Source organism: Taklimakanibacter albus (assembly GCF_016595235.1).
Taxonomy (GTDB): domain Bacteria; phylum Pseudomonadota; class Alphaproteobacteria; order Rhizobiales; family Aestuariivirgaceae; genus Taklimakanibacter; species Taklimakanibacter albus.
The window spans coordinates 1,721,182-1,746,450 of record NZ_JAENHL010000008.1; the positions used below are offsets into that span (position 1 = coordinate 1,721,182).

At 63.7% G+C, this 25,269-nt stretch carries 24 protein-coding genes; 10 read left to right on the top strand and 14 right to left on the bottom strand.

Features of this window, described 5'->3' with window-relative positions:
- Positions 1-103: 103 nt before the first annotated feature.
- The 5 genes from JHL16_RS31140 to JHL16_RS31160 all read right to left on the bottom strand — a co-directional run bounded on the left by JHL16_RS31140 (position 104) and on the right by JHL16_RS31160 (position 4,436).
- The gene (locus tag JHL16_RS31140) at positions 104-1,540 is read right to left on the bottom strand and encodes a trypsin-like serine protease (protein ID WP_200188748.1); all 1,437 of its coding nucleotides are present in this window, start codon (positions 1,538-1,540) and stop codon (positions 104-106) included.
- Between the two features lie 50 nt (positions 1,541-1,590).
- Entirely contained in the window at positions 1,591-1,914 is a 324-nt protein-coding gene (locus JHL16_RS31145) for a hypothetical protein (RefSeq protein WP_200188749.1), read from the bottom strand.
- 13 nt (positions 1,915-1,927) lie between these two features.
- Positions 1,928-2,224 carry a hypothetical protein gene (locus tag JHL16_RS31150; RefSeq protein ID WP_200188750.1) on the bottom strand — a complete coding sequence of 99 codons (297 nt, stop codon included), beginning with the start codon at positions 2,222-2,224 and terminating at the stop codon, positions 1,928-1,930.
- A gap of 128 nt (positions 2,225-2,352) precedes the next feature.
- A complete protein-coding gene (locus tag JHL16_RS31155; RefSeq protein WP_200188751.1) occupies positions 2,353-3,510 on the bottom strand; it encodes a helix-turn-helix transcriptional regulator in 1,158 nt (385 codons plus the stop codon).
- 29 nt (positions 3,511-3,539) lie between these two features.
- Positions 3,540-4,436, bottom strand: a complete 897-nt coding sequence (locus JHL16_RS31160) for a LysR family transcriptional regulator (RefSeq protein WP_200188752.1) — start codon at positions 4,434-4,436, stop codon at positions 3,540-3,542.
- 102 nt (positions 4,437-4,538) lie between these two features.
- On the opposite strand from JHL16_RS31160, the gene JHL16_RS31165 reads away from it, so the two are divergent.
- Entirely contained in the window at positions 4,539-6,038 is a 1,500-nt protein-coding gene (locus JHL16_RS31165) for a CoA-acylating methylmalonate-semialdehyde dehydrogenase (protein WP_137854462.1), read from the top strand.
- 243 nt (positions 6,039-6,281) lie between these two features.
- The gene (gene epsC, locus JHL16_RS31170; protein ID WP_246771221.1) at positions 6,282-7,199 is read left to right on the top strand and encodes a serine O-acetyltransferase EpsC; all 918 of its coding nucleotides are present in this window, start codon (positions 6,282-6,284) and stop codon (positions 7,197-7,199) included.
- 7 nt (positions 7,200-7,206) lie between these two features.
- On the opposite strand, the gene JHL16_RS31175 is transcribed toward epsC, so the two are convergent.
- From JHL16_RS31175 to JHL16_RS31185, 3 genes are all read right to left on the bottom strand, one after another.
- Positions 7,207-8,217 carry a DUF1254 domain-containing protein gene (locus JHL16_RS31175; protein ID WP_200189656.1) on the bottom strand — a complete coding sequence of 337 codons (1,011 nt, stop codon included), beginning with the start codon at positions 8,215-8,217 and terminating at the stop codon, positions 7,207-7,209.
- 349 nt (positions 8,218-8,566) lie between these two features.
- Entirely contained in the window at positions 8,567-8,773 is a 207-nt protein-coding gene (locus tag JHL16_RS31180) for a hypothetical protein (protein ID WP_200188754.1), read from the bottom strand.
- Between the two features lie 52 nt (positions 8,774-8,825).
- Positions 8,826-10,634 (bottom strand): glycosyltransferase, encoded by a 1,809-nt coding sequence (locus tag JHL16_RS31185; protein ID WP_200188755.1) that lies wholly within the window; start codon positions 10,632-10,634, stop codon positions 8,826-8,828.
- Positions 10,635-10,765: 131 nt separating this feature from the next.
- Here JHL16_RS31185 and JHL16_RS31190 point away from each other — a divergent pair, with 131 nt between their 5' ends.
- The 3 genes from JHL16_RS31190 to JHL16_RS31200 are packed head-to-tail and all read left to right on the top strand — an operon-like array spanning position 10,766 to position 13,427.
- A complete protein-coding gene (locus JHL16_RS31190) occupies positions 10,766-11,539 on the top strand; it encodes a YbaY family lipoprotein (RefSeq protein ID WP_200188756.1) in 774 nt (257 codons plus the stop codon).
- Positions 11,540-11,560: 21 nt separating this feature from the next.
- Positions 11,561-12,502, top strand: coding sequence for an alpha/beta fold hydrolase (locus JHL16_RS31195; protein WP_200188757.1), 942 nt, complete (start codon positions 11,561-11,563; stop codon positions 12,500-12,502).
- A gap of 43 nt (positions 12,503-12,545) precedes the next feature.
- Positions 12,546-13,427, top strand: coding sequence for a transporter substrate-binding domain-containing protein (locus tag JHL16_RS31200; protein ID WP_200188758.1), 882 nt, complete (start codon positions 12,546-12,548; stop codon positions 13,425-13,427).
- Here JHL16_RS31200 and JHL16_RS31205 read toward each other — a convergent pair.
- Both JHL16_RS31205 and JHL16_RS31210 read right to left on the bottom strand, forming a co-directional pair.
- Positions 13,403-14,482: a quinone-dependent dihydroorotate dehydrogenase gene (locus tag JHL16_RS31205; protein WP_200188759.1), complete on the bottom strand. Its 1,080-nt coding sequence runs from the start codon at positions 14,480-14,482 to the stop codon at positions 13,403-13,405. The genes JHL16_RS31200 and JHL16_RS31205 overlap by 25 nt on opposite strands.
- A complete protein-coding gene (locus JHL16_RS31210; RefSeq protein ID WP_200188760.1) occupies positions 14,479-14,823 on the bottom strand; it encodes a DUF952 domain-containing protein in 345 nt (114 codons plus the stop codon). Before JHL16_RS31210 ends, JHL16_RS31205 begins: the two co-directional genes overlap by 4 nt.
- Positions 14,824-14,982: 159 nt before the next feature.
- Between JHL16_RS31210 and JHL16_RS31215 the strand changes: the two genes are divergently transcribed.
- The 3 genes from JHL16_RS31215 (at position 14,983) to JHL16_RS31225 (ending at position 17,716) form a co-directional block, all read left to right on the top strand.
- Positions 14,983-15,618: a S24 family peptidase gene (locus JHL16_RS31215; RefSeq protein WP_200188761.1), complete on the top strand. Its 636-nt coding sequence runs from the start codon at positions 14,983-14,985 to the stop codon at positions 15,616-15,618.
- A 242-nt stretch (positions 15,619-15,860) separates the two neighbouring features.
- Positions 15,861-16,787 carry a FecR family protein gene (locus tag JHL16_RS31220; RefSeq protein ID WP_200188762.1) on the top strand — a complete coding sequence of 309 codons (927 nt, stop codon included), beginning with the start codon at positions 15,861-15,863 and terminating at the stop codon, positions 16,785-16,787.
- Positions 16,788-16,936: 149 nt separating this feature from the next.
- The gene (locus tag JHL16_RS31225; RefSeq protein WP_200188763.1) at positions 16,937-17,716 is read left to right on the top strand and encodes a hypothetical protein; all 780 of its coding nucleotides are present in this window, start codon (positions 16,937-16,939) and stop codon (positions 17,714-17,716) included.
- Positions 17,717-17,754: 38 nt separating this feature from the next.
- Here JHL16_RS31225 and JHL16_RS35365 read toward each other — a convergent pair whose 3' ends face one another.
- From JHL16_RS35365 to JHL16_RS31240, 4 genes are all read right to left on the bottom strand, one after another.
- On the bottom strand, positions 17,755-17,889 hold the full coding sequence (locus JHL16_RS35365; protein WP_281436062.1) for a hypothetical protein: 135 nt from the start codon (positions 17,887-17,889) through the stop codon (positions 17,755-17,757).
- A gap of 40 nt (positions 17,890-17,929) precedes the next feature.
- Positions 17,930-19,573, bottom strand: a complete 1,644-nt coding sequence (locus JHL16_RS31230; RefSeq protein WP_200188764.1) for a lysine--tRNA ligase — start codon at positions 19,571-19,573, stop codon at positions 17,930-17,932.
- 84 nt (positions 19,574-19,657) lie between these two features.
- On the bottom strand, positions 19,658-20,692 hold the full coding sequence (locus JHL16_RS31235) for an aldo/keto reductase (protein WP_200188765.1): 1,035 nt from the start codon (positions 20,690-20,692) through the stop codon (positions 19,658-19,660).
- Positions 20,693-20,850: 158 nt separating this feature from the next.
- Complete coding sequence (locus JHL16_RS31240; RefSeq protein ID WP_200188766.1) at positions 20,851-21,714, bottom strand: dienelactone hydrolase family protein; 864 nt, start codon at positions 21,712-21,714, stop codon at positions 20,851-20,853.
- A gap of 136 nt (positions 21,715-21,850) precedes the next feature.
- Here JHL16_RS31240 and JHL16_RS31245 point away from each other — a divergent pair, with 136 nt between their 5' ends.
- Together JHL16_RS31245 and JHL16_RS31250 are read left to right on the top strand one after the other, a co-directional pair.
- Positions 21,851-24,679, top strand: a complete 2,829-nt coding sequence (locus tag JHL16_RS31245) for an ATP-dependent DNA helicase (RefSeq protein WP_200188767.1) — start codon at positions 21,851-21,853, stop codon at positions 24,677-24,679.
- A complete protein-coding gene (locus JHL16_RS31250; protein WP_200188768.1) occupies positions 24,676-25,257 on the top strand; it encodes a methylated-DNA--[protein]-cysteine S-methyltransferase in 582 nt (193 codons plus the stop codon). Before JHL16_RS31245 ends, JHL16_RS31250 begins: the two co-directional genes overlap by 4 nt.
- Positions 25,258-25,269 lie beyond the last annotated feature (12 nt).

A 25,269-nucleotide genomic window follows, 5' to 3' on the forward strand; every position in this document is an offset into this window, starting at 1 on the left:
TGTTCCCCGCTTCGCCCGTTTACGCTGAGCGGAAACCTATACAGGCGAGAGTATGATGTCTATCAGTTTTCGTCATACTCGGGCGAAAACGCCGGATCAACCGTCAGTCGGAACCGTGCTCCTTGAGGGTGGCGGCCACCCACTCGGCGAAGTAGTCGGCGCGCATGATCTCGCCCAAGTCATCACACGGCCCATCCCCGATGGCGCTCGCTATTCCCAGCAGCAAAGGCGGTTCGTCCGGGCCGACGACACCGCCAGGCGCCAGGAACACGCCGCCACCCGAGTCGCCACGACAGAATTCCGGCGCTCTCAAAAAGACCTTCTCGGATTGGCCGAGAAAGGAGTTGGGCGGCAGCACCATCAGGCTCAATATTGCCCGGACCTTCAGAAGCCGCTCGTCCTTGCTCTCGTGGTTGCCATAGCCATAGAGAGCGGCATCGATAAAAAGAAGATCCATCATGTCGGCGGTCAGAAACGCTTCGCGCCCGGTCAGGAACCTGACAGGCGGCAAGGTCGACCCATCCTCGTCGAGGAGAAGCAGGGCTATGTCGCTGGCATCCGTCGTGGCCGACTTGGCGCTATAGTCGGGGTGGATGACGATGCGCGCGGCCTTGCGGGCGAGCTTCCTGTCATTCTGATAGAGCGTGACCTGGCGCGGCTTTACGGCGACGATGCGTTTCTCGTTGGTGAAGCAGTGCGCCGCGGTCAAGACCGCCCGGCCGTTGATCAGGACACCGGAGCACATGCGCCGGTCCGCCATCAGCTTGACCGCCCGCACGGCGATCGCCGGCTCGATCTCCCATGAACTCTGCGGTGCCGTGGGGAAAAATGGATTGTCCGATTTTGCCCCGGGTGACACGTCGAAACCGAACGTGGCCAAGGCGGTGGCCTTGATCTTGCCGCTCCGCTCCATCGCGTCGATGGTCTTGTCGACCAGCTTCCTGAGCGCCTTGTCGGAGGTTCTGACCAGGGCTCTGTCGTCGGGAGGGATCGTGGCGGCGTCATTGAGGACTTGGACAATCTTGCAGCAGGACACGTCGGACGCCCTGTCGATTTCGTAAACCGCCAGATCGAGCCGCGCTATCGCCAGATCGGCGTCGCCGCTGGCGAGCGCCGAGAGAAAATCCCCGTTCGGGCTCAGGAGAGACCCGGGCAGCCTGGTGGTAACGAAACTCTTGCCCACCATGTCGCCGACAGCGATCTTCTTGCCCGCAAGCGCCGCCGGGCTGATCTCGCTCGGTCCAGCATCCTTGCGCACGACAAAAGCAAGCGGCATGCGCGCATAGCTGCGTGTTCCCGCAAGTCTTTTGTCCCGGGTGATACTGTCAAAATAGGAAACCAGCACATCCACCCGCCCCTCGAGCAGCTCCTTCCCGGCGGGCATCGTGCTGATCGCGACCGTCCGGCAGGGCTTGCCGATGGACTGGCACAGTTCCCGCGCGATTGCCGCATCGAAACGTTCCCGGCGCTGCCCGGTCTCGCTCGAGACTTCCTGGAAGCCGACGCGGATCTCCTCGGCCGCCCGTGCGGGCAGAGCCATCAACCCCGCATGCAGAGCCGCGATAAAAGAAAGGCTTCGCCACATCGTCATCACCGGCATGTCAGCTTGCTCGCCTCGATCACATCCGCGTCGCCGAGCTCTTTCATACAGTCACCGAGAAAGTCACAGGCATAGAAGGTTCCGGTTACCGTCAACGTCCGGCCGAGCTTGCAGGCGCCCTTGCCGTTGCTCTTCGCGTGGACGAGAATCCCGCACTCCTCGAGTCCGAAGAAATATTTGGCGCCCTGGCGATCGGCATAGGAGATCTTGCCGGTGACCGTCACCCGCTTGCCGTCGTCGGAGTCGCTCGGGCATTTCGCCTGGGCCGCGCTCGCAGCGGTGCAGAACAGAAGAACGAGGAGAAGTTTCATCATGTCGATCCGTCCGCTAGCGGCATTTGACGCTGTCGGCGCCGGGCAGCACCACGGGCGTGAAGGTGATGACAAAGGTCTTGCCCTTGGCTGTCGCAGCCTTGCCCTTGGCGCATCCTGCGGCCTTACGGGCCTGCACATAAGCGATGCAGCCGCGCTTCCTGTCCTGAATGGCGACCACCTTGCGATAGCCCATCTCGACGACGAGATCATTGGCGGCGCCGACATTGAGCACGGCGCCTTCGACCGAAAACGCCTTGCCGGGATCGGTGAACTCGCAATCGGCGGCGGCAAATGCCGGACTGGCCGGCATGATGGTACAAAGAACAGCCCACGGCATTCGACGGAGGGTTGGCAGCATCGGTTTCCTTCCTGATCGATCCAGCTTCTAGAGGCCGGGACGATATCGGCCACTCCCAAATGGGAGTGGGCAGGCGGAAGTCAGCCGAGCCGCGCCAGCAGCAGCATGAGCTGGCCCTGCCGCGTGGTACCCGTCTTGTGCAGAATGGCCTTGAGCCGCGTGCGCGCGGTGCCCTCGGTGAGGCTGAGCCGTTCCGCGGCCTCGGCCACCGAATCCCCCATCATCAGCCGCCGGCAGAAAGCGATCTCGGCGGGCGTGAGCGCAAACAACGTGGCGAGGGCGCCGAGGTCACCGGCTTCGCCGACCTGCTGGCCGAGATCGGTGACCAGAACCAGGATCATCCGGCGTGGCGGCAGCAAAGCGGCGATAGCACTGGAGGATGGCGGCGGCGGAATGGCGGCGAGTGAAACCTGCCAGGCGCCTGCGGCGGTGCGGAAGGCGATGCGCGACATATCTGTCGGAATCTCGCCGGCCAGCTTCTCGAGCGCCGCGCCGAAGCGGGCATCGGCCTCCTTGTCCATCAGATGGCAACGGCCATTGCGCACGCCGACACCGATACCCCGCGCCAGCAGCCGCTCGCCTTGTGCGTTCGCATCGCGCAGCAGCCGGCCGCCATCCACGACCAAAGCGGCGCAGCGCCCACGCTCGAGGAGCGCCGTTTCGGCCAGCGCCGCTTCGGTGTCGGCGCGCAACAGCCGTGCCAGATTGACCGAGCGCTCGAAATTTCCGCGCACCCGATTGAGAACGTCCTTGCCCAGCCGGTCATAGAGCTCGGATCTCGCCAGCGGGAAGTGAAGCAGAAGATGCACCGCCTCGTCGCGCTCGCCTACGATCTTCATGCCGGCGGCCGCTTCAGCCCGGTTCTGCGGCAGAAGCCAGTCATTGTAGAATTCCGACTTGGCGAAGGTGCGGGCGGGAAACACTTCCTCGGACGCGGCAATGAAGGTGCTCTTGACCGATGTCCAATACGGCGCCCAGGGATTGATATAGGCGAAATGCTCGGCGAGCGACGTCGCGAAGGCCGCATCGGTATTCTGGACGGACAGGAAATTCAGCCGCTTTTCCGGGAAATTCATGTTGTACAGAATGCCGAAGGAGCCCGGAAAGGCGCGGCTCAGCGCCAGCGGCACCTCATCCCAGGAGCCTGAGCCGAAAGTCGCGGCATCGATCGCCGCGGCGACATCCCGGCTGATCGCCGCCACGCGGTCTTCGTCGAAATCGTCAATTCCCTGTCGCATCCCGGCCCACAATTCCTCAAAGGCGATGCCTAGTCCAGAGGCTGCCGAATGAAGGTCGTCTTGGCGCCCGCGACCGCCTTGGCGATGAAGCCATAGACTTCCGACACGCGGCGCATGTGGTGGGTGTCGGGATGCGACATCAACCAGTAGGTGCGGGTGAAGCGAACATCCGGCAGCAATCGCTGCAATTCGGGGAACTGGCTCGCCGCGTAATCATGCAGGATGCCGATGCCGTGGCCGGCGCGCACCGCCTCCATCTGGGCGACCACGCTGCCGCATTCATAATGCCGGTGCATCAGGCGCCCGAGCTCGGCGGCGTAATCGAGCGCCCGGCTATAGACGAAGTCCTCGACATGGGTGACGAAGAGATGCCCTGCCAGATCGTCGCGCGACACGATCGGCCCGGAGCGCGCCAGGTAATCCCGTGCGGCATAGACGCTCAGCGTGTAATCGGTGAGCTTCTTGACCATGAGCCGGCCCTGCTTCGGCCGGTCGAGGGTGACGGCGATATCGGCCTCGCGGCGCGGCAGTGAGAAGGTGCGCGGCAGCGGCACCAGCTGGATCGTCAACCCCGGATGCTCCATCGCCAGAACGCCCAGCTCGCGCGACAGGAAGTAATTGCCGAGCCCGTCCGGCGCCCCGACCCTGACCGTGCCGGTCAGGCCTTCGCCTGCCCCTGAAATCTGCGTACCCGCCTGAAGGATTTCGGATTCGACCCGCTCGGCGGCACGCAGCAGGACTTCACCCGCCGGCGTGATCACGCAGCCATTGGTGCGCCGTTCGAGCAGCCTGGTCTTGAGGCTCGCTTCCAGGGCACTGAGCTGGCGTCCCACGGTGGTGTGGTTCACCTTGAGCTGGCGGGCCGCCTCCAGGATCTGGCCGGAGCGCGCCACCGCCAGAAATACCCTTATATGGTCCCAATCCATGGCGATAACTAAATTTGCACAACGATACTGCAGTTTCATTCATTGTTGTGCACCAGCCTAAAGCCGATAAGCGCTCCTGACAACCCTCGGGAGAGAACAGTAATGGCAAAGAACATTCCTCATTATATCGGTGGCCGCGAAGTCGCTGGGCGCTCCGGGCGCCAGTCCCCGGTCTTCAATCCGGCGACCGGCGAAGAGACCGGCACCGTGGCGCTCGCCTCGACGGCCGAAGTGAATGAGGCCGTCGCCACCGCCCGCAAGGTCTTCCCGGAATGGGCTGCGACCACCCCGCTCAGGCGCGCCCGCATCCTCAACAAGTTCCTGCGTCTCCTCGAGGAACGCACCAACGAGCTCGCCGCCGTCATCACCCATGAGCACGGCAAGGTGCTCTCGGATGCCGTCGGCGAAATCCAGCGCGGCATGGAGGTCGTCGAATTCGCCACCGCGGCGCCGACCCTGCTCAAGGGCGAGATCACTGAAAATGTCGGCACCCGCGTCGACAGCCATTCGCTGCGCCAGCCGCTCGGCGTTGTCGCCGGCATCACACCGTTCAACTTCCCGGCCATGGTGCCGATGTGGATGTTCCCGGTGGCGCTCGCCGCCGGCAACTGCTTCATCCTGAAGCCGTCGGAGCGCGACCCGTCCGCCGCCCTCCTCCTCGCCAAGTGGCTCGAGGAAGCGGGCCTGCCCGCCGGCGTCTTCAATGTCGTCCATGGCGACAAGGAAGCCGTCGACGCGCTGCTCCACAATCCCGACATCAGCGCCGTCAGCTTCGTCGGCTCGACGCCGATCGCGCGCTACATCTATGAGACGGCGGCGAAGACCGGCAAGCGCTGCCAGGCCTTGGGCGGCGCCAAGAACCACATGATCATCATGCCCGACGCCGATATGGACCAGGCGGTCGACGCGCTCATGGGGGCGGCCTATGGCGCCGCCGGCGAGCGCTGCATGGCGATCTCGGTCGCGGTGCCGATCGGCGCCCAGACGGCGGATGCTCTCATGGCCAAACTCGAGCCACGCGTGCGCGGCCTCAAGATCGGCCCCGGCACCGACCGCGAAGCGGAAATGGGCCCGCTGGTCACCAAGCTGCATCGCGACAAGGTGAAGGGCTATATCGATGCCGGTGTCGCCGAAGGCGCCAAGCTCGTCGTCGACGGCCGCTCCTTCAAGATGCAGGGTTATGAAGACGGCTACTTCCTCGGCGGCTCGCTCTTCGACCATGTCACGCCGCAGATGAAGATCTACAAGGAAGAGATCTTCGGCCCCGTGTTGTCGGTCGCCCGCGCCGACACCTTCGACACCGCCGCCCGCATGATCAACGAGCATGAATTCGGCAACGGCACCGCCATCTTCACCCGCGACGGCGATGCGGCGCGCGAATTCGCGCATCAGATCCAGGTCGGCATGGTCGGCATCAACGTGCCGATCCCGGTGCCGATGGCTTTCCATTCCTTCGGCGGCTGGAAGTCGTCGCTGTTCGGCGATCACCACATGCACGGGCCGGAAGGCATCCGCTTCTACACCAAGCTCAAGACGATCACGACGCGTTGGCCGACCGGCATCCGCGCCGGCTCGGAATTCGTCATGCCGACGATGCGGTAAAGCGAGAGAGAAACTAACCCCAGGGTTCCGGTTTTCTCAAGCCCGGCATTCTCTCGGCGTGATAGAGATCATGTGACAGCCGTCGTGGCTGTTTCCTCCCTAGACTTGCGCTCGGCCTCATGGTCGAGCGCCTTTTCTTTTCCACCCGCAGAAAAACTAAATCCGGGAAGAACTTAATCTCGACTGACGGCCGCCTCCTTTGCCCATATGCCTCATCCGTGCAGGGCGATGAGGATGACGGCAATGGCGCAGGCTTTGACAGCGACGGAGGCCCCGACCGATGAGTGGGATCTGACGGCGATCGTCGAGGAATTGCGGCAGTCGCGCGAGATCGCCAACAATATCCGCCATCGGGGCGTCGTCCGCGAGCTTCCGTCGCGCGATGTGATGGCGCGCTTTCTCGAAGACATCACCGCGGTCTTGTTCCCCACCCATTTCGGACGGACCACGCTCAGCGACGACAGCATCGACTATTTCGTCGGCAACAGCCTGGCGCGCGCTTTGACCCATCTGCAGGACCAGCTGCGCCGGGGCTTACAATTCGCGCCCGAGGCGCATGAGCCGGCCGGCGATCCCAAGGAGAAAGCCCGCGAGATCACCCGGGCCTTCGCCCAGGAGCTGCCGGCGGTGCGGGCGCTTTTGGTGAGCGACCTCAAGGCGGCGCTGAGCGGCGATCCGGCGGCGACCAGCATCGCCGAGATCCTGCTGTGCTATCGCGGCATCACCGCAATCATCCATCATCGCCTGGCGCATGCGCTGCACCGGCTGGGCGCCAGCCTGATCGCGCGGCTCATCGCCGACATCGCCCATGCCGGGACCGGCATCGACATCCATCCCGGCGCCGAGATCGGCGAGAGCTTCTTCATCGATCACGGCACCGGCGTGGTGATCGGCGAAACGGCAATCATCGGCAAGCGGGTGCGCATCTATCAGGCGGTCACGCTCGGCGCCAAACGTTTTCCGACGAGCGCCGACGGCACGCTGGTCAAAGGCGTGCCGCGCCATCCCATCATCGAGGACAATGTCGTGATCTATGCCGGCGCCACGGTGCTGGGCCGCGTCACGGTGGGACGAGATTCCGTCATCGGCGGCAATGTCTGGCTGACGCACAGCGTGCCGCCGGGCAGCATCATCACCCAGGCGCAGGCCCAGAACAGCTGAGCGGCGGCTATTGCTTCGGCTGGGGCTCCGGAAACATCCAGCTGCCATCAAGGATCTGAGCCTGCGGCCGATACAGGCGCACGGTGTAATTCCAACCCGTCATGATCGGCAGGCAATTGGGAATCTTGCCGTCGCAGCCGCCGAACTGGATCGCGACGGAGCCATCGTCCTGGCGCTTCGCCGTCACGCTGTTGACGGAATAGGCGTTGTAATCGTTCTTTTGATAATAGCCCTCGGCATCATAGAGGCTGACCGACCAGAAGCCGTCGACCGGCACGTCCTTCACGGCGAGCGTATAGACGGTCTTGCCGTCATTGCCGGCCGGCACGATGTTGAGATAGGTGGCGTCCTTGTCGGGATTGCCGCCCCAGCCCATCGCGGTGCCGAGAAGATGGCGGATGGGATCGACCTCCGCCTTGGTGCCGAAGGCCTTCTTGAAATCGGGGATGGTGGAGCCCAGCGCCAGCAGCGCGTCACGCACTTTCTTTTGGCTCACCTGATCCCAGTCTGGAATCTCAAATTTACCGGCACCTGCCTGCTCGACCTTGATCGCATCCTGCAGCGCATGAACCTTCTTCACGTCTTCCAGATTCGCCGGATCGACCAGCGTCCTGATGCCGACCACTACATAACGCGTGCCGATCTTGTCCTTGTCGATCTTGTAAGTGCCGGCGCCATAAATGACCTCCGGCACATAGTGATCCTGGCTGATCACTTGCATGGACATGAAGCGCTTGCCCGCATCAGGCAGTGTGATGGTGACCGGCCCGGCATCGAGATCGAAGACGGCGGAAGAATAGAGCGTGTCACGGTTGAGGCGGATGACGGACTGATTATCGATCGCGGCCGGCTCACGCCGATGCGAAAGTTTGCCAAGGCCGCCTTCCTTGACCAGATTGCCGAAATAGAGATCGGATTCGGCGCGGATGAAATTATCGACCGTCACCGGCACGGCATCGGCCAGAGCTTTGGCGGCGAAACCGCAGGAAGCGACGAGGCCCGCAGCGAGGACGCACATTTTCAGATGAGATTTCACAACTCTCTCCTCCCATGCGCAGATCTCTCTCTTAGATCAGCCGAGAGGGAAGGACTATTGGCCCATGGACCTACATCGCGAAGCGCCCATCAGCTTGATCCAGATCAATGCCGTTCCTGTCCTTGCCGGTTAACTATGAGCATCATTCAGTTTCGAAGAGACCGACCATGACAAGCGAAGGATTTTATCTGGCTCTGGTGATCGCCGCGTTCCTGGCGTTCGGCGTGACCCTGTTCGTCGCCAGCCAGACGAGCCGGCGCTGACCCGATCGGCGGCGACAGGCGCCGTGCCGGACCTGGAGCGCGCCCCCCCCCTTTGGATGCGCTTCAGGTCACGCCCGCCCGAGCTTGCGTGCGATCAGGAAAACGATCACCCCCGCTACCGCGAGCAGCAGACCCCAATAGATCCAGGGCGTCTGATTGATCATGAAGCTTGCGGCCGGATAGGGAAAATAGCCGCTGCCCTGCCCGATCCATACGAGGCCGAGCAGAATCATCAGGGCACCGATGACGGAGAGGACAGGGCGGATGATTTTCATAGGCGGACCTCGTCTGTGAACGGTTGATCGCGCCGGTCAGTCTAGCACAGCCTTATTTGGCGGGATTCAATTTCGCCTCGGGCAGCGCCACCGGCGCAGCCGGTGGCTTCGGCGCCGGTGCCGGCTTCGTTTCCGGCACCGCCGTCGATGCCGTCATTTGCGGCTTGATGCGGCTCACGCCATGCGCCGTCTTGGTCCAGCGCCGCTTCTTGGCGAAGAATTGCAACACCGCAATCCAGGTAGCGAGGGAGATCATGAGCCAATAGGCCGGCAGTGTGATAAGCGCCACCGCCCAGGAGAAACCGCGCCCCAGGAAGAGTGACGCGCGGATCGACGAGGCGAGGGCGGCGAGGCCGGCAAAGATCGCGACGAGGCCGTAAAGGGCGAGCAGGAACAGCCAGAGCCGCCCGGCCATCGGCCGGCCGACCGCCTCGAGCGTGAAAGCGGCCACGATCCAGACGAGGAAGAAGGGCTGCAGCAAGGCATTGATGATGGCGCCGCCGGTCAGCGCCTGGGTGATGAGGAAATTGCGCGAGCCCAGATCACGCCACATCCTGAGCGGGGTGCGGGTGTTGACGAGCGCCGTCTGCAGCGTCCCCTTTATGTTGCGCACCCGTTGCGACAGCCAATCGCTCAGGCGACAGGGCGCCTCGCCGCGCGTCAGCGTGGGAACGAGCGCGGTGCGGAAGCCGAAGCGCGCGAAACGCATCGACAACCCCGAATCGGGCGCCAGATTATGGGCATCGAAGCCGCCGACCTGGCGCAGCGCCTGGACGCGGTAGTGGCTCGCCGCACCGGCGAAGAGCAAAGGCGCGCCGAAGCGGGCGAGGCGCGGGAACAGAAGACCGAAGCGGAACGCCTGCTCGATCGCGACCTGGCGCGTCAGCCAGTTTTCAGCACGGTTGTAGTAGCCGAGTTTCGCCTGCAGGCAGGCCACCGTCTTGGGCGCCAGCGCGAAGGCGCCGGCGATGCGGCGCAGCTGGTCGGCGGGCGGCATGTCGTCGGCATGATAGACGGCGAGGAGATCACCGCGCGCGAAGGACAGAGCGTAGTTCAACGCCTTGTGGCGCGTCTCGGGCGCCCGCTTCGGCACGACGATCACTTCGAAATGAAACGGCAGGCGCATATCCTCGAAGACTTTGACCGTGGCGCGGTCGCTCTCTTCGAGCACCAGCTTGATGTCGAGCTTGGGCTTGGGATAATCGAGCGCACTCAAGACCTGCACGATCCGTTCGGCGAGCTTCGCCTCGCGCGCCAGCGGCACCAGCACCGTATAGACGGGCAGCACATCGTCGGGCACCGCATTGGCGGGCGGGGTCTGCGGCAGCTTGGCCGGCAGCAGGCACCAGATGTTGAGCGCGCCCATCAGCGCGAAAAGCGCCAGCACCGTCGCGAAGGCGGCGACCTCGCCGGTCGGGCGGTCCCACATCGCGGCGAAGGCGATGACGCCCAGACCGAAAACCAGCCAGAGCGCCTGGTCGGCGGTGAAGCCCTGCGCCGCCGAATGCTGTGGAAAGCGGTCCTTCAGACCCGAGGTGGCGTGATGAAGGAGCTCATTCTCGCGGCCGCGCTGCAACTCACGAAGCAAGGTGCGCTCATTGGTCACCGCCGAGACGGTGAGCCCTTGCGCCGTGGCATAGGCCTTGGCGCGCTCGCCCGACGCCACATAGCGGGTGGCTCCCGGCTCCCAGGCGATCGGCAGCACACGATGGCGGCAGGCCTGCTGCGCCTCGACCGGCGTCAGGCGCTGGATGGCTTCCTGCAGCTGCGCGGTGGTGGGAATTGTGGGCAGCACATAACGCGGCGTGGACTTCTTGTCCCCGCTTTCGCCTCGCGCCGTCTCTTTCGGCCCCGTCGCCACTTTTGCCGTCCCGTGATCTCGCGCGGAGCTTGGAGCAATTGGCGGCAATTGCAACAGAATTTACCCGGCTTACGGGCCAGCCACCTTCCGACCTTATTTTGTTGTATAGGAAGAATAAGAAGGAGAGAGGCATGAGCGACCGGAACTGCGTTAACCCCATCTCGCGGCGCCGACTCATCGGGCTCGCCGCGCTTGCCGCCCTGGTGCCGGCTGCGCCGGCCTTCGCCGCGACGCGGCGGCTCACCGGCAGCGTCTCCTATCGCGAGCGCATCGCCTTGCCACCCCATGCGGTGCTGGAAGTGCGCCTCCTCGACGTATCGCTCGCCGATGCCCCTTCGAAGACCCTCGCCGTCACCCGCGTCAAGACGCGCCACCGCATGCCCATCCCCTACCGGCTGCGTTATGACGACAGCCGCATCCGCCGCAACCACACCTATGCGCTACAGGCACAGATCACGGTCGACGGCAAATTGTGGTTCGTCACCACGACCCGGCATTCAGTCCTCACCGGCGGCCGGGACGAGACGGACATCAAGGTCGAGCGCGTGTCCGGCGGCGGCGACGAGGCGGGCGATCCGCGCGGCAAATGGCTGGCGGAATCGATCCGCCGGCGCGGCGTGATCGACAATCTGCAGACGGTGCTCGAAATCGGCCGCGACGGGCGGGTGTCGGGCAGCGGCGGCTGCAACCGGATCAGCGGCAAGGCGGAGATCTCCGGCAGCCGCATCAGCTTCGGGCCGGTGGCCTCGACCAGAATGGCCTGCGTGCCCGCCGCCATGGACCAGGAAGCCAAGTTCCTCGCCGCCTTGGGCGATGCGCGGAAATGGCGGATCGACGACCGGCGCGGCAAGCTCTATCTTCTCGACGGACAAGGCGGCGAGGTGCTGCTCCTCGCCCGTATGTGACGCAACCCGACGGCGGCCGTCGTGAAGAAATTCGTCACCCTCATATCGATCCTCGCTGCGGTGTTCCTCGTCTATATCGTCGGCAGCGGGTGGATCATCGCGCATAATGCCCGCGATCTGCTCACGGTGGCGCAGACGGAGCGCCCCGCGCACCCGGTGCTCAACCCCTTCGCCATCGGGTTCCGCGGCGATCCGCAGATGGCCTTCGGCTATCCCTTCGAGGAAGTGAAGATCGCGACCGAGCTCGGCCTGGCGCCCGCCTGGCTGGTGCCGGCCGGAGGAGCGGGCAATATGGCGGCCATCTATGTCCATGGCATAGCGGGCCTGCGCGAGAACGGCTATCGCCACCTCTCGGTGCTGCACAAGGCGGACATTCCGGTCCTGCTCATCACCTACCGCAACGATGCTGATGCGCCGGTGTCCCTCGAGCGGCAATATGCGTTCGGATTGACCGAATGGAAGGACCTCGATGCCGCCGTGAGCTTCCTGCGCCAGCGTGGCGTCACGCGGATCATCCTGGTGGGCGAATCGATGGGCGGCGCCATCGTCGGACAATTCCTCATGCATTCCGGGCAGGCGAAGAGCATCGCGGCGCTGATCCTCGATTCACCCGCCCTCGACAGCCGGGCCATCATCCGCAACCTGATCAGCCAGTTCGGTTTCCCGCTACCGGCGGCCATCGAGCCGGTGGCCCACAGTTTCCTGGCCTTGCAGCTCACCGTACCGCTGACCGACGCCAACAGCATTGCGGCCGTCGCGGCCTTTCCGGGCCCCTTGTTCATCGCCCATGGCACCGGCGACCGGCTGGTACCGTCGAGCATCAGCGATGCCGTTTTCGCGGCAAGGCAGGGTCCCACCACCTTCATCAGGAGCGAAGCGGGCCATCTGCAATCCTGGCACGAGGATGCCAGCCGCTATCGTCGCGCCCTCAGCGGGTTCATCGAACAGCTGCTCACCATTTGAGCCGGCTTTTTTTTGCCGCAGGGAGGTTGTAGGTCTGGCGGCGATGTTCCGGGATTCGTTTGCGGTCAGATCCGCCCTTCTCGCTTTTCTCCTCGCCGCAAGTGCTACGGGGCCGGCTTCCTTATGGGCGCAGGACCAGGCCGCCATCACGGCAAGCACGACCGAGGAAACGCCCCCCTTGCCGCGCTTCCGGCATATCGATCTCGCCGGCAAGCCCACCTCCTTCACGCGCGAATCGGTGATCGTCTTGGTCGACGATGATTTCGCACCCTTCAGCTATGCGGGTGCGGCGGGTGAAGCCAAAGGCATCGCGGTCGAGACGGCGGAAGCGGTGTGCGCCGAATTGCGCACCAAATGCAATGTCGTGCTGATGCCCTGGGAGAAGCTCTCAGGCGGCGCCAGCAATAGCGGCGGCGTGGTGGCGGGCTTGCGCCTTGACGACAAGACCCTCAGCCAGTTCCAGCCGACGCGGCCGATCTATCGCGCCATCGGCCGGTTCGTGGCGCGCAAGGACAATGAGCTCACGGCGATCACACCCGACGAGCTCGACGGCAAGCGTATCGCCGTCATTGGCGGCAGCGGCTATGAGACTTGGCTCACGCGCAATTTCGCCGACGCGGAAATCGTGCCCTTCCCGACGCTCGGCGAGGCCGAGGACGCGCTGCGCGGCGCCAAGGTCGACCTTCTGTTCGGCGACGGGCTGCAACTCGTATATTGGATGCGCGGCGAAGCCTCGCAGAATTGCTGCAAATATATCGAAGGCGCCTATTACGACAACGCGCTGTTCAGCCGGCCCTATGTCTTCCTGGTGCGGCGCGGCGACGACGAATTGCGTCAGGCCTTCGACTATGCGCTCGACCAGCTGCAGGAATCGGGCAGCTATGCCCGTATCTTCGGGCGCTATATTCCCGGCCGCTTCTGGTAGTCGCGGGCGGTGCGCCCCACCGCCTGACCGATGTTCGAGAAGCCCGAGGCCCGGCATTTCGCCGTGAGCCCGTCGACGATCCGGGTGACGAGCACCGGCCCCTCGAAGACGAGCGCTGAATAGAGCTGCAGAAGATGTGCCCCGGCCGCGATCTTGGCGAAGGCGGCTTCCGCGCTGTCGATGCCGCCGACGCCGATGAGCGGGATACGGCCTTCGAGCCGCAGATAAAGCTGCGCCAGCATATAGGTCGCGAGGTCGAAGAGCGGGCGGCCGGACAGCCCGCCGGTCTCACGCGCATGGGTCGAGCGCAAATGCGGCCGGGTGATCGTCGTGTTCGAGACGATGACGCCGTCCACCTTTTCCGTCAGGAAGACTTGCGCGATGTCGTCGAGATCCGCTTCGGCGAGATCGGGCGCGATCTTGACGAGGAGCGGCGGCGTAGCCTTGCGCGCCCGCGCTTCGTTCAATCTTCCCAGCAGCGTTTCGAGCTCGGCCTTGGACTGGAGATTGCGCAGGCCCGGTGTGTTGGGCGAGGAGATATTCACCGTCAGGTAGCTGGCGAGATCGCGGAAGGCCTCGAGGCCTTTGACATAATCGCCGATGCGGTCGGCGGCGTCCTTGTTGGCGCCGATATTGACGCCGACGATGCCGCCTCTGGCGCGCCGCGCCTCGAGGCGGCGGCGCAGCGCGTCATGGCCTTCATTGTTGAAGCCCATGCGGTTGATGACCGCCTGATCCTCGCTGAGCCGGAAGAGACGCGGGCGCGGATTGCCTTGCTGCGGCAAGGGCGTCACCGTGCCCACTTCGACGAAGCTCAGTCCTTCCGCCAGCATGGCGTCGGGCACTTCGCCATTCTTGTCGAAGCCGGCGGCAAGTCCCAAGGGATGGGCGAAGGAGAGACCGAAAAGGCTCGCGGCGAGTTCAGGCGCGAAGGCCTGGGCCTGAGCCGCGGGCGCCAGCTTCAGCGCGGTGATGGTGAGGCGATGCGCCGTCTCGGCATCGAAGGCATGCAGCAGCGGACGGATGAGCGGGAAGCTCCGGCGGGAGAGGCTCATGCGGGAATATCCGCCGGAAAATTGTGAGTGCCACCCTGCCAAGGCAAGGGAGCGGCATGGCGGATGCGGGCGATGGCGAGCGGCGCATAAAGATGCGGGAAAAGATCGCCGCCGCGCGAGGCTTCCCATCTGAGCTCGGGGCCGAGCGTCTCCGCATCGACCGCGGCCAGGATGAGATCGGAACGCCCGGCGAAATGCCGGCGCACTGTCTCGCGCAGTTGATGGGCGGCGGAGAAATGGATGAAGCCGTCCTGCCGGTCGACCGCCGAGCCTTCGAAAACGCCTTGCGCCAGGGCCTTTTCCCATTCGTCGCGGCCCAGAATCTTATAGATCGTCGCCATATGCACTCCTTGCTGGGGCGAGCCATAAACCATAAAAAGCGCAGCCGGAACGGGGAGTTTGGCGAGACTCGACAAAGGTGTTTACTTAAGGTATTATTCCTATAGTTGCGAAAACACAGAACCACACCGGACGCCCTAGGTATTGTCGAGGAGCGCGGCATGTTCACGCATAAGCAAGTCTGGACCGCCATCGATGTCATCGCCGAGCGTTATGGATTCTCGGCCTCGGGCCTTGCCAAGAAGGCCGGGCTCGACCCGACATCGTTCAATCCCTCGAAACGGCATGGGCCGGACGGGCGGCCGCGCTGGCCGACGACCGAAAGCATCGCGCGCGTGCTCGAGGCCTCAGGCGCCTCGATCGAGGAATTCAGCGATCTCCTGAGCGGCCGCAAGGGCCAGCCGCCGAAACGGCGGCAGATTCCGCTCATCGCCTATTCGCAAGCGGGCAAGCCAGGTTTCTTCGACGATTCCGGTTTTCCGACTGGCACGGCCTGGGACGAGATCGAAGCGCCTGGCGTCATCGACCAGAATGCCTATGCGGTCGAGATCCAGGGTGAAGGCATGCTGCCCGTCTATCGCGAGGGCGACATCGTCATCGTCTCGCCCTCGACCTCGATCCGCAAGGGCGACCGGGTGATCGTCAGGATGACGAATGGCGAGGTGATGGCGCGCATCCTGCACCGCCAGTCGGCCAAGACGGTTGAGCTCTCCTCCTTCAACCCGGCCGAAGAAGTCCGCAGCATCGAGATGAAGGACATCGACTGGATCGCCCGCATCATCTGGGCCAGCCAGTAAGACAACGGCGACTATCCTTTCGCGCAAGACTCTCCAGGCAGGTCCGCCGCAGCGCCACGGCGGTCTCGGATTTGTTGCGCATCTTCAAGATCATCGAGAGCCGCGACATCCCGACGACCTTCGGCGCACATTGATCGAGGCGCGCAAGTCCGGCGAACATCCGTAATTTGACAATTCATTATAGTTAACCTAAGGTTAATAATTCGAGGGCGCGGGCGGAAAGCCCAGATCGGAGTGGTGTCATGCGTAACTGGCGCCTGTTTTTTACCGCGCTGTCTTGCGCGGCCCTGTCGGCCATCGACCCGGCAATCGCCGCAAGTCCCATCGGCAATACGGTGCAGACCTCGACGACGGTCAGCGCCAGCGGACGAGTCCTCGAGAAATCCTCGCCCGTCTTTTTCAACGATATCTTGCGCTCGAACGCCACCGGCATCGGCCAATTCATCTTCAATGATGGCGGGCGGCTGGCCATCGGGCCCTCCGCCACGGTGACCATCGACAAATCAATCTACAAGGGCGGCAAGTCGGTCCAGCAGGCGAGCATCCAGGCGTCGAAGGGCGCCTTCCGCTTCATCAGCGGCGCCTTCTCGGTGAAAAAGATCAACACGCCCTATGGCACGATCGGCATCCGCGGCACCGCCTTCGATTTCACCATCAGGAACGGCCGCGTCTACATCCTCCTGTTCCGCGGCGCGGTCAGCTTCTGCAGAGGCGGCAACTGCAAGACGCTCAGAAGCAGCTGCGACTATCTCGTCGCGGGCGGCGGCAAGATCAGCGATCCACAGGCGCTGAGCGCCGGTATCGATCAAGGCCTCAATATCGGCGAGGTCTTCCCGCTCGTGGTCAATCAGAGCAAGCTCAATTCGCAGTTCCGGCAAGGCACGCGCAACTGTTTCAGCCGCGCGGCACAACGCACCCCCAACAAATCGATCTCGCCCGCTGTCAATGCCGCGGCGGCCGCCGCCGCGCCGGACACACCGGATACGCCGGACACGCCAGGCCCACCCGGATCACCGGGTGGACCTCCAGGCAACTCGGGAAAATCCAACAAGGGCTTCGGCAATGGCGGCGAAGCCGATGACAGCGGGCCCAATGAATCGCACAATCCCGGCAAGGGCCATGGTGGGCCGCACAGCGATGGCGGCAAGAGCAAAGGCAAGGACAAATAAATCTCGCCGGCGCACTTTCAAAGGCTGAGCGCTCTTCGCATATTTCCTCCGGACGAGGAAATGGCGCGGCGATCAGCTTGACTCCAGTATCGGATCAGACACAGCCGGAGACTATCCCACGTCACGTGCTTTGGGCGATGGCCGCCTTCTTGGCCGTCTTTCCGCTCCTCGCCGTCAACACCACCTCTTGGGGCATGCGGATCGCCTGGATCGGCATCCTGGCCATGGGCGGCTTTCTTGGTTTCATGGCCAACCTGCAGGAGCAGACAAATCCCGAGCTGCATAAATATGCCGAGCAGCAGCGAAGAGGCCCCCATGTCCGCCGCTATCGGCCAGTGGTCATTGCCGTCATCCTGAGCGCTCTTCTGATCGCCGAGTTGCTGTCCGTCGCTGCCACCTATGCGACGCCTGACCGGCCGCTTCTCTGGCACGGCACGATTCTGATTGTGCAATGGGGAGACTCGATCTTTCCCCTCATCGGCAAATACGCGACGCGGGTGACACCACCGCTCGACGTGCAAACGCTGTACGAAACGCAGGCGGTGACGACGCTCTTCCTCGCAGCCGGCGCCATCTGCTTCATCGCTCTCGCGCCCTATCTGCTTTTCATGCCGAGCCAGGAAATACAGGCCGCGCACCGGATGTCGATGGAGATGCGCCCGAGCCGGTTCATGTCGTCACCCAGCTCAATGCTGATCATGATGCCGTTTGCGATTCTGGCCGGCCTGGCGATCTTCCTGGGCTGGTTGGAATTCGGCTCCACTTCGGGTCGTGGGCTGACGATGGACTGCCTGTTCTCGGCAGCCTGCTATGTCCAGGACGATCTGAGCCTGATCGCCAGCGGATTCCTGCGGGTCTTCGGAAGTTATGGATTCTGGCTGGGCGGGGTAGTGATCGCCGTGACAGCGATGACCGCGGAAACGGATTGACGTACTGGCGCGTTGATACGCGCCAGTATCTCGACTTGTTACCGCCTCGGCGGCGGCAGGCTGTTCTTCAGCACGTTCACGGCATTGGCGGAGACCACGAAGTCCTCGAGCTGCTGGACTCTCAGAGCCAACGCTTCGAGCGCCTTGGCCTGATCGTCCAGTTTCTTCTGCAACTCTTCAACCGTGGGCGTCGGACTTCTCCTGTGCCGAAGTTCAGCCGAGCTCGCCTTTCAGCGCCTTGCCGATCAGCGCGCGGGTGTTGTCGAGACCATACAAGGCCGCGAAGGACCCGAAGCGCGGGCCTTTCTCTTCGCCGAGCAGCACCTGATAGAGGGTGTTGAACCAGGCGAGCGACACACCGGTCGAGCCGTCCTTCTGTACGGTCTTATAGGGATCACGGCGGCCGATATCATAGACGGCCTGCTGGATCTCTTCGGGAGTTGCCTCTTTCGGCAGGCGTTCGAGCGCGGCCGACAGATCCTCCAGCGCCTGGCGCTCATCGGCGGTGGCCTGGCGATACTTCTTCTGCGGCTTCACGAAATCCTGGAAGTAGCGGATCGCATAGCCGACCAGCGCGTCGAGACGCGGATGGGTTTCGGCCGACACCGAAGGCGCATAACGCTTGAGGAAGGCCCACAAAACGTCCTTGCTCTCGGCATTGGCGACCGCCACGAGATTGAGGAGAAGCGCGAAGGAGACGGCTTGGGTGCGTCCGCCAGCTTCAGAGACCAGCACTTCCGGCGCGGGCGGCGAGCCCATATGGATGTGCCACACCGGGTTGGTGAGCTTCTGCGCCTGATCCTGGCGGCCATAGGCGTCGAGAAACGCCTGATAGTCGTCGACGGCGCGCGGGATCACGTCGAAATAGAGCTTCTTCGCCTCGCGCGGCTTCGAATACATGAAGAGCTGCAGACTCTGCGGGTCGGCATAGGTCAGCCATTCGTCGATGGTGAGACCATTGCCCTTCGACTTCGAGATCTTCTGGCCCTTCTCGTCGAGGAAGAGCTCGTAATTGAAGCCGTCGGGCGGCGGGGCGCCCAGCACCTTGCAGATGCGGCTGGCGAGCTTGACGGAATCGATCAGGTCCTTGCCCGACATTTCATAATCGACATCGAGCGCATACCAGCGCATCGCCCAGTCCGGCTTCCACTGCAATTTGCAATGGCCGCCGGTGACCGGCGTCTCATAGGCCTTGCCGGACGCCGGATCGCGCCACACGATGGTGCCCGCCTTCACGTCGCGGCTTTCGATCGGCACCTGCATGACGACGCCCGATTCCGGATGAACGGGGAGGAAGGGCGAATAGGTCTGCGAACGCTCCTCGCGCAGCGACGGCAGCATGATCGCCATGATCTCGTCGTAACATTCGAGCGCCCTGAGCAACGCCTTATCGAAGCGGCCCGATGTATAATAATCGGTGGCGCTGGCGAATTCATATTGGAAGCCATAGGCGTCGAGGAAGCGGCGCAGCATGGCGTTGTTGTGATGGCCGAAGCTCTCATATTTGCCGAACGGATCAGGAATGGTGGTGAGCTTGCGGCCGAGATGCTGGGCGATCAGCTCCTTGTTCGGAATATTGTCCGGCACCTTGCGCAGGCCGTCCATGTCGTCGGAGAAGCACAGGAGCCGCGTCGGAATATCCGACATGGTCTCGAAGGCATGGCGCACCATGGAGGTGCGCGCCACCTCGCCGAAGGTGCCGATATGCGGCAACCCCGAGGGCCCGTAGCCCGTCTCGAACAGGACTTCCTTGACCGGTTGTTTTTTGCCCTTCACGCGCTCCAAAAGCTTGCGGGCCTCTTCAAAAGGCCACGCCTTGCTGTCGAGAGCGGCGGCGCGAAGGAGTTGGTCGGTCATTGTCCTGTCTTTTTGGAAAAGGTTAAAAAGCCCGGCAAATCCATATTTGCCGGGCCCTTGCTGTATAAGCCGTATCAGGCTGCGTCAACCTCGCTCGACCGGGAAGGGATTGCGCTCGACGAATTCGAGCTGATGCCAATAAGGATATGGCGGCTTGGTGAGGCTGGCGGCGTCGAGTTTCGCCACTTGCTCTTTCGTCAGATTCCAGCCGACGGCGCCCAGATTCTGGCGCAGCTGCTCCTCATTACGGGCGCCGATGATCACGGTCGATACGCTGGGGCGCTGCAGGAGCCAATTGATGGCGATCTGCGGGATGGTCTTGCCGGTCTCCTTGGCGACATCGTCCAAGGCATCGACGACCTTGTAGAGATATTCGTCCGTTACTTGCGGGCCGTTGTCGGCGGTCTTGTGCAGGCGGCTCTGCTTCGGCAGGCTGGCGCCACGGCGCAATTTGCCAGTCAGGCGGCCCCAGCCGAGCGGGCTCCACACCACGCAACCGACACCCTGGTCGAGCGCCAGCGGCATCAGCTCCAATTCGTAGTCGCGCCCGATCAGCGAATAATAGGCCTGATGGGCGACATAACGCGAATAGCCGTAACGGTCCGAGACGGCGAGCGACTTCATCAGATGCCAGCCGGAGAAATTGGAGCAGCCGAGATAACGGATCTTGCCGGCGCGCACGAGATCATCGAGCGTCGAGACCGTTTCCTCGATTGGCGTCACGGCGTCGAAGCCATGCAGTTGGAAGAGATCGATGTAATCGGTGCCGAGACGCTTCAGGCTGCCTTCGACCTGCTTGATGAGATGAGAGCGCGACGAGCCGACATCATTCGGCTCGTCGGAAAAACGGAAGGTCGCTTTGGTCGAGATGAGGACCTTGTCGCGGCGACCCTTGATCGCCTTGCCGAGAACTTCCTCGGAAAGACCTTTGGAATAGACATCGGCGCTGTCAAACATATTGACGCCCGCCTCGAGGCAGATGCTGATGAGCTTGGTCGCCTCCTTGGCGCCGCTGGCCCCCCAGGCCTTGAAGAATTCGGTACCGCCGCCGAATGTGGCCGTGCCCAAACTGAGGGCCGGCACCTTGAATCCCGAGCCGCCTAGCTGCCTGAACTCCATCTCGCTCTCCTGTCGATCCAATTGGGAGGCGCCATGATGCAGGCGGCCTTGCCCGAGGCAAGAGCGAAATGCGGAAGGGAGCTATCCGTATTTATAAGGGCATCAGATCATCCGAAAACCGCTTCGCACTTTCGGTCTGATGCTGCACTGCCTGATTTTCAGGCAACGGCGAGATTCTTGCGGAGAAATTCCACCGTGCGGCTCCAGGCCAATTCGGCGGCATCCTTGTTGTAGCGCGCCTCATTGGTGTCGTTGTTGAAGGCGTGATTGGCGCCGTCATAGATGAAGAGCTCATAGAACTTGCCATTGTCCTTGAGCGCCTTCTCGAAGGCCGGGATGCCGGCATTGATGCGCTCGTCGAGCCCGGCATAATGGAGCATCAAAGGCGCCTTGATATGGGCGACCTGGTCGGCCTTGGGCTGCGATCCGTAATAAACGACACCCGCCGCCAGCGACGGCTCCGCCACCGCGAGCTCGCCCACCTTGCCGCCGCCCCAGCAGAAGCCGATGGCGGCGACCTTGCCGGTGCAATCGGCGCGCGCCGCCAGAGCCGCGAGGCTGGCGCGGGAGATGGCCACCGTTTCGTCGGAGGTGAGCGTGCCGATCATGTCGCGCGCCTTGTCGGCATCGTCGGGCGTGCCGCCCTTGATGCTCAGATAATCGGGCGCCAGCGCCAGGAAACCTTCAGTGGCGAGGCGGCGCGCCACATCCTTGATATGCGGATTGAGGCCGCGATTTTCGGAGATGACGACGACGCCCCCGGCCTTGGGAAACTGCTTCTGCTTGACGAGATAGCCCGACACCTTGCCGGCGGTCGATTCATAGGTGATCGTCTCGGGCAGGATGCGGGTGTCGTTCTCGGCGATCATCTCGGCGCTGGCGTAATTGTTCTCGAGCACCGGCAAGAGGGCCACCGCCGCGGCGGTACTTCCGGCCAGTGCCGCCAGCCTTTCGAGGAAGTCACGGCGCTTCATCTGGCCATGCGTATAACGGTCGAAAAGATCGATATATTTCTGGTCCATGGGGTTTCCTCCTGCTGAAGAGGGAACAATGCCGGGCGCTTACGTCATGTTCCAGCATGGCCGGATCACTTTCTGCTGAGCATGGCGTAAAGACTTTGCTGTACCGGCTGATTTGATCACTGTATGTTCACGCCCAATGTCTTTGTCCTCCTCCCTGCTCTTCCCCCAGAACGAAACGGCGCCCGTCGCCGTGCTCGACGGCATTGCGCTCAAGCTCGCTCCCGATAAGCGGGTCGAGGCGGCGGAAGCGCTCACCCATCTCATCCGTGAGCCGCATCTCCTCTGCCATTCCGCCTTCGTCATCGAGCGGCTGGGCTTCGCCGCCGAGGCGCCGCGCGCGGTGATCCGCCAGGCGCGCGAGCAGAAGCATGTCGACGTCGCCGAGCTGTTCGCCTTCGTCTGCCCGGCACGCTTCGCCACGCCGACACCCAAAGGCATCGCCCGCGCTCTGGGCCTCGATCCCGAGACGGAGGAGACCGAGCTTCTCCGCGCCATCGCCGATGATCTGATCGCCCGGCTCACCAGCCCCAATTACCCGCTGCTGCGCGAGACGGCGGAAAACGCCACCTTCCTCGCCCGCGCCAACTGGCCCTGGGCGCGCGCCGTGATGACGGCGCTGATGAAGGCCAATCCGCGCCTCGATGTCGGCACCTTCGTCACCGGCCTCAATGTGTGGGACCGGATCGATGAATGGGAGGACGATGGCGGCCGGCCGCCCGGCTCGCATCTTGGCGTCAGCCCCGACGAGGCGAAGGACTTTCTCGCCCAGGTGCTGGGCGCGGACGCCGAGACACGGGTCGAGCAGAAGGACTATGCCGCGACCACGACGCATGCCTTCCAGCCGCGTGACGAGGAGACCTCCAACCACATCCTCCTCGCCGAAGCCGGCACCGGCCTCGGCAAGACACTCGGCTATCTCTCGCCCTCGTGGTTGTGGGCGCGCAAGAACAACGCGCCGGTCTGGGTGTCGACCTACACCAAGAACCTGCAGCGCCAGATCGACCAGGAAACACAGCGCATCGTCGCCGACCCGGCCGAGCGGCGCGATCGCATCGTCATCCGCAAGGGCCGCGAGAATTATGTCTGCCTGCTCAATCTGCAGGAAGCCTTCGCCAAGATGAGCTCGGCCAATCCGCGCTCGGCGCTGCTCGCGGCACTCGTGGCGCGCTGGGTCAGGGCCAGCCGCGACGGCGACATGGTGGGCGGCGACTTTCCGTCCTGGCTCCTGCCGCTCTTCAACGACGTGGCGCTCGATGGTGAAAACCGGGCGCTGTCGCCCGCCGCACTCGGCCTCACCGACCGGCGCGGCGAATGCATCTATGCCGCCTGCCCGCATTACCGAAAGTGCTTCATCGAACGCGCCATGATCCAGGGCCGCAAGGCCGATCTCGTGATCGCCAATCACGCGCTGGTCTTACGCAAGGCGGCGGTAGACCAGGCCATCGGCTATACCCAGACCAAGGAAGAATCCTCAGCGCCCCAGGATCTGCGTCGGCTCGTTTTCGATGAAGGCCATCATCTCTTCGATGCCTCGGATTCGGCTTTTTCCGGCCATCTGACCGCGCTCGAGACGGCGGAGCTCAGGCGCTGGCTCAGGGGACCGGAATCCGCCGGCCGGCGCGGCCGCGGCTTGAAAGAGCGTGTCGGCGATCTGGTCAGCGACGACGAGACGGCGGAGAAACATCTCAATGCCGTGCTCAGCGCCGCTTATGCGCTGCCCGGTCCCGGCTGGACGCGGCGCATCCAGGCCGGCACGCCGGAAGGGGCGGCCGAAAGCTTCCTCACCCTGGTGCGCCAGCAGGTGCTGGCCCGCGCCGAGCAGAATTCCGGCCAGACGCTCGAGACCGATTGCATGCCGCTGGTCGAAGGGCTCTCGACGGCCGCCGGCGAGCTCGCGGCCGCCCTCATCGACCTCAAGCGCCCGATGGCGTCGCTCGCCAATACACTCGCCAAGAAGCTCGACGATGAAGCCGCCGAGCTCACGACCTATGATCGCGGCCGCATCGAAGCCGTGGCGCGCTCGCTCAGGCGGCGCGGCGAGCTGATGGTCGGCAGCTGGATCGACATGATCGAAAGGCTGCTCGACAAGCCCAATCCGCTTTTCGTCGAATGGTTCTCGGTCGACCAGATGTTCGGGCGCGAGGCCGATGTCGGCCTTCACAGCCACTGGATCGACCCGACTGAACCTCTGGCGCTTGTCGTGCTCAAACCCGCCGATGGCGTCGTCATCACCTCGGCGACGCTGAAAGATCGACCGCCCGAGGCGCCGGAAGACTGGACCAATGCCGAGATGCGCACCGGCGCCGTGCACCTGCCATATCCGGTCCGGCGGGTGAGCTATGACTCGCCCTTCGACTACAAGAATTCGAGCCGCATCATCGTGGTGAACGACGTCAATCGCGAGGACATGGACCAGCTGGCCGCCGCCTATCGCGAATTGTTCCTGGGCGCGCGCGGTGGCAGCCTCGGGCTGTTCACCGCCATCTCGCGCCTGCGCGCCGTCTATAAGCGGCTGGTCAGGCCGCTGGCGCAAAAGGGCCTGCCGCTATATGCCCAGCATGTCGATCCGATCGACACCGGCACGCTGGTCGACATGTTCCGCGCCGAGCGGGACGCCTGCCTCCTCGGCACCGATGCGGTGCGGGACGGCGTCGACGTACCGGGAGACTCCTTGAGGCTCATCGTGCTCGACCGGGTGCCGTGGGGCACGCCCACCATTCTGGAGCGCGCCCGCAAGCAGGCCTTTGGCGGCCAGGCCTATACCGACATGACGGTGCGCCTCAGATTGCGCCAGGCCTTCGGCCGCCTCATCCGGCGCGAAGGGGACCGCGGCGCCTTCGTGGTGCTCGATCCCCGCCTCGCCTCGCGTTTCTGCACCGCCTTCCCGCCCGGCATGCGCATCGAACGTGTCGGCCTCGTCGATGCGATCGACATGGTCCGCGATTTTATCCAGAGTCCTCCATGAGCCAGCCTGTCCTCTACACAGTCTTCGACACCGCCATCGGCCGCTGCGGCATCGCCTGGGGTCCCGCCGGCATTGTCGGCGCCAGCCTGCCGGAAGACAGCGCCAACGATCTCACGGCACGGTTCACGGCGCGCCACCCGGAGGCGCGGGAAGGCACACCACCGTCTGAGATCGCGGACGCGATCCGACGGATCCAGGCATTGCTCCAGGGGGCCGCCGACGATCTCGCCGACATACCGCTCGATGAGACCGGTCTCTCGGAATTCAGCCGGCGGGTCTATGAAATCGCAAGGCGCATTCCGCCCGGCGCCACCCGCACCTATGGCGACATCGCCAAGGAAATGGGTGGGCTGCATCTCGCCCGCGAGGTCGGCCAGGCCTTGGGGCGCAATCCCTATCCGATCATCGTGCCCTGCCACCGTATCCTGGCGGCCGGCGGCAAGACCGGCGGCTTCTCGGCGCCAGGTGGAGTCCAGACCAAATTCCGCATGCTTGCCATCGAGCGCGCAAAGACCGACACTGCGCCTTCCCTTTTCGACGAGCTCCCGCTCGCCGCCCCGCCCAAAAGAACCCACTAAAGCAAAGCACGA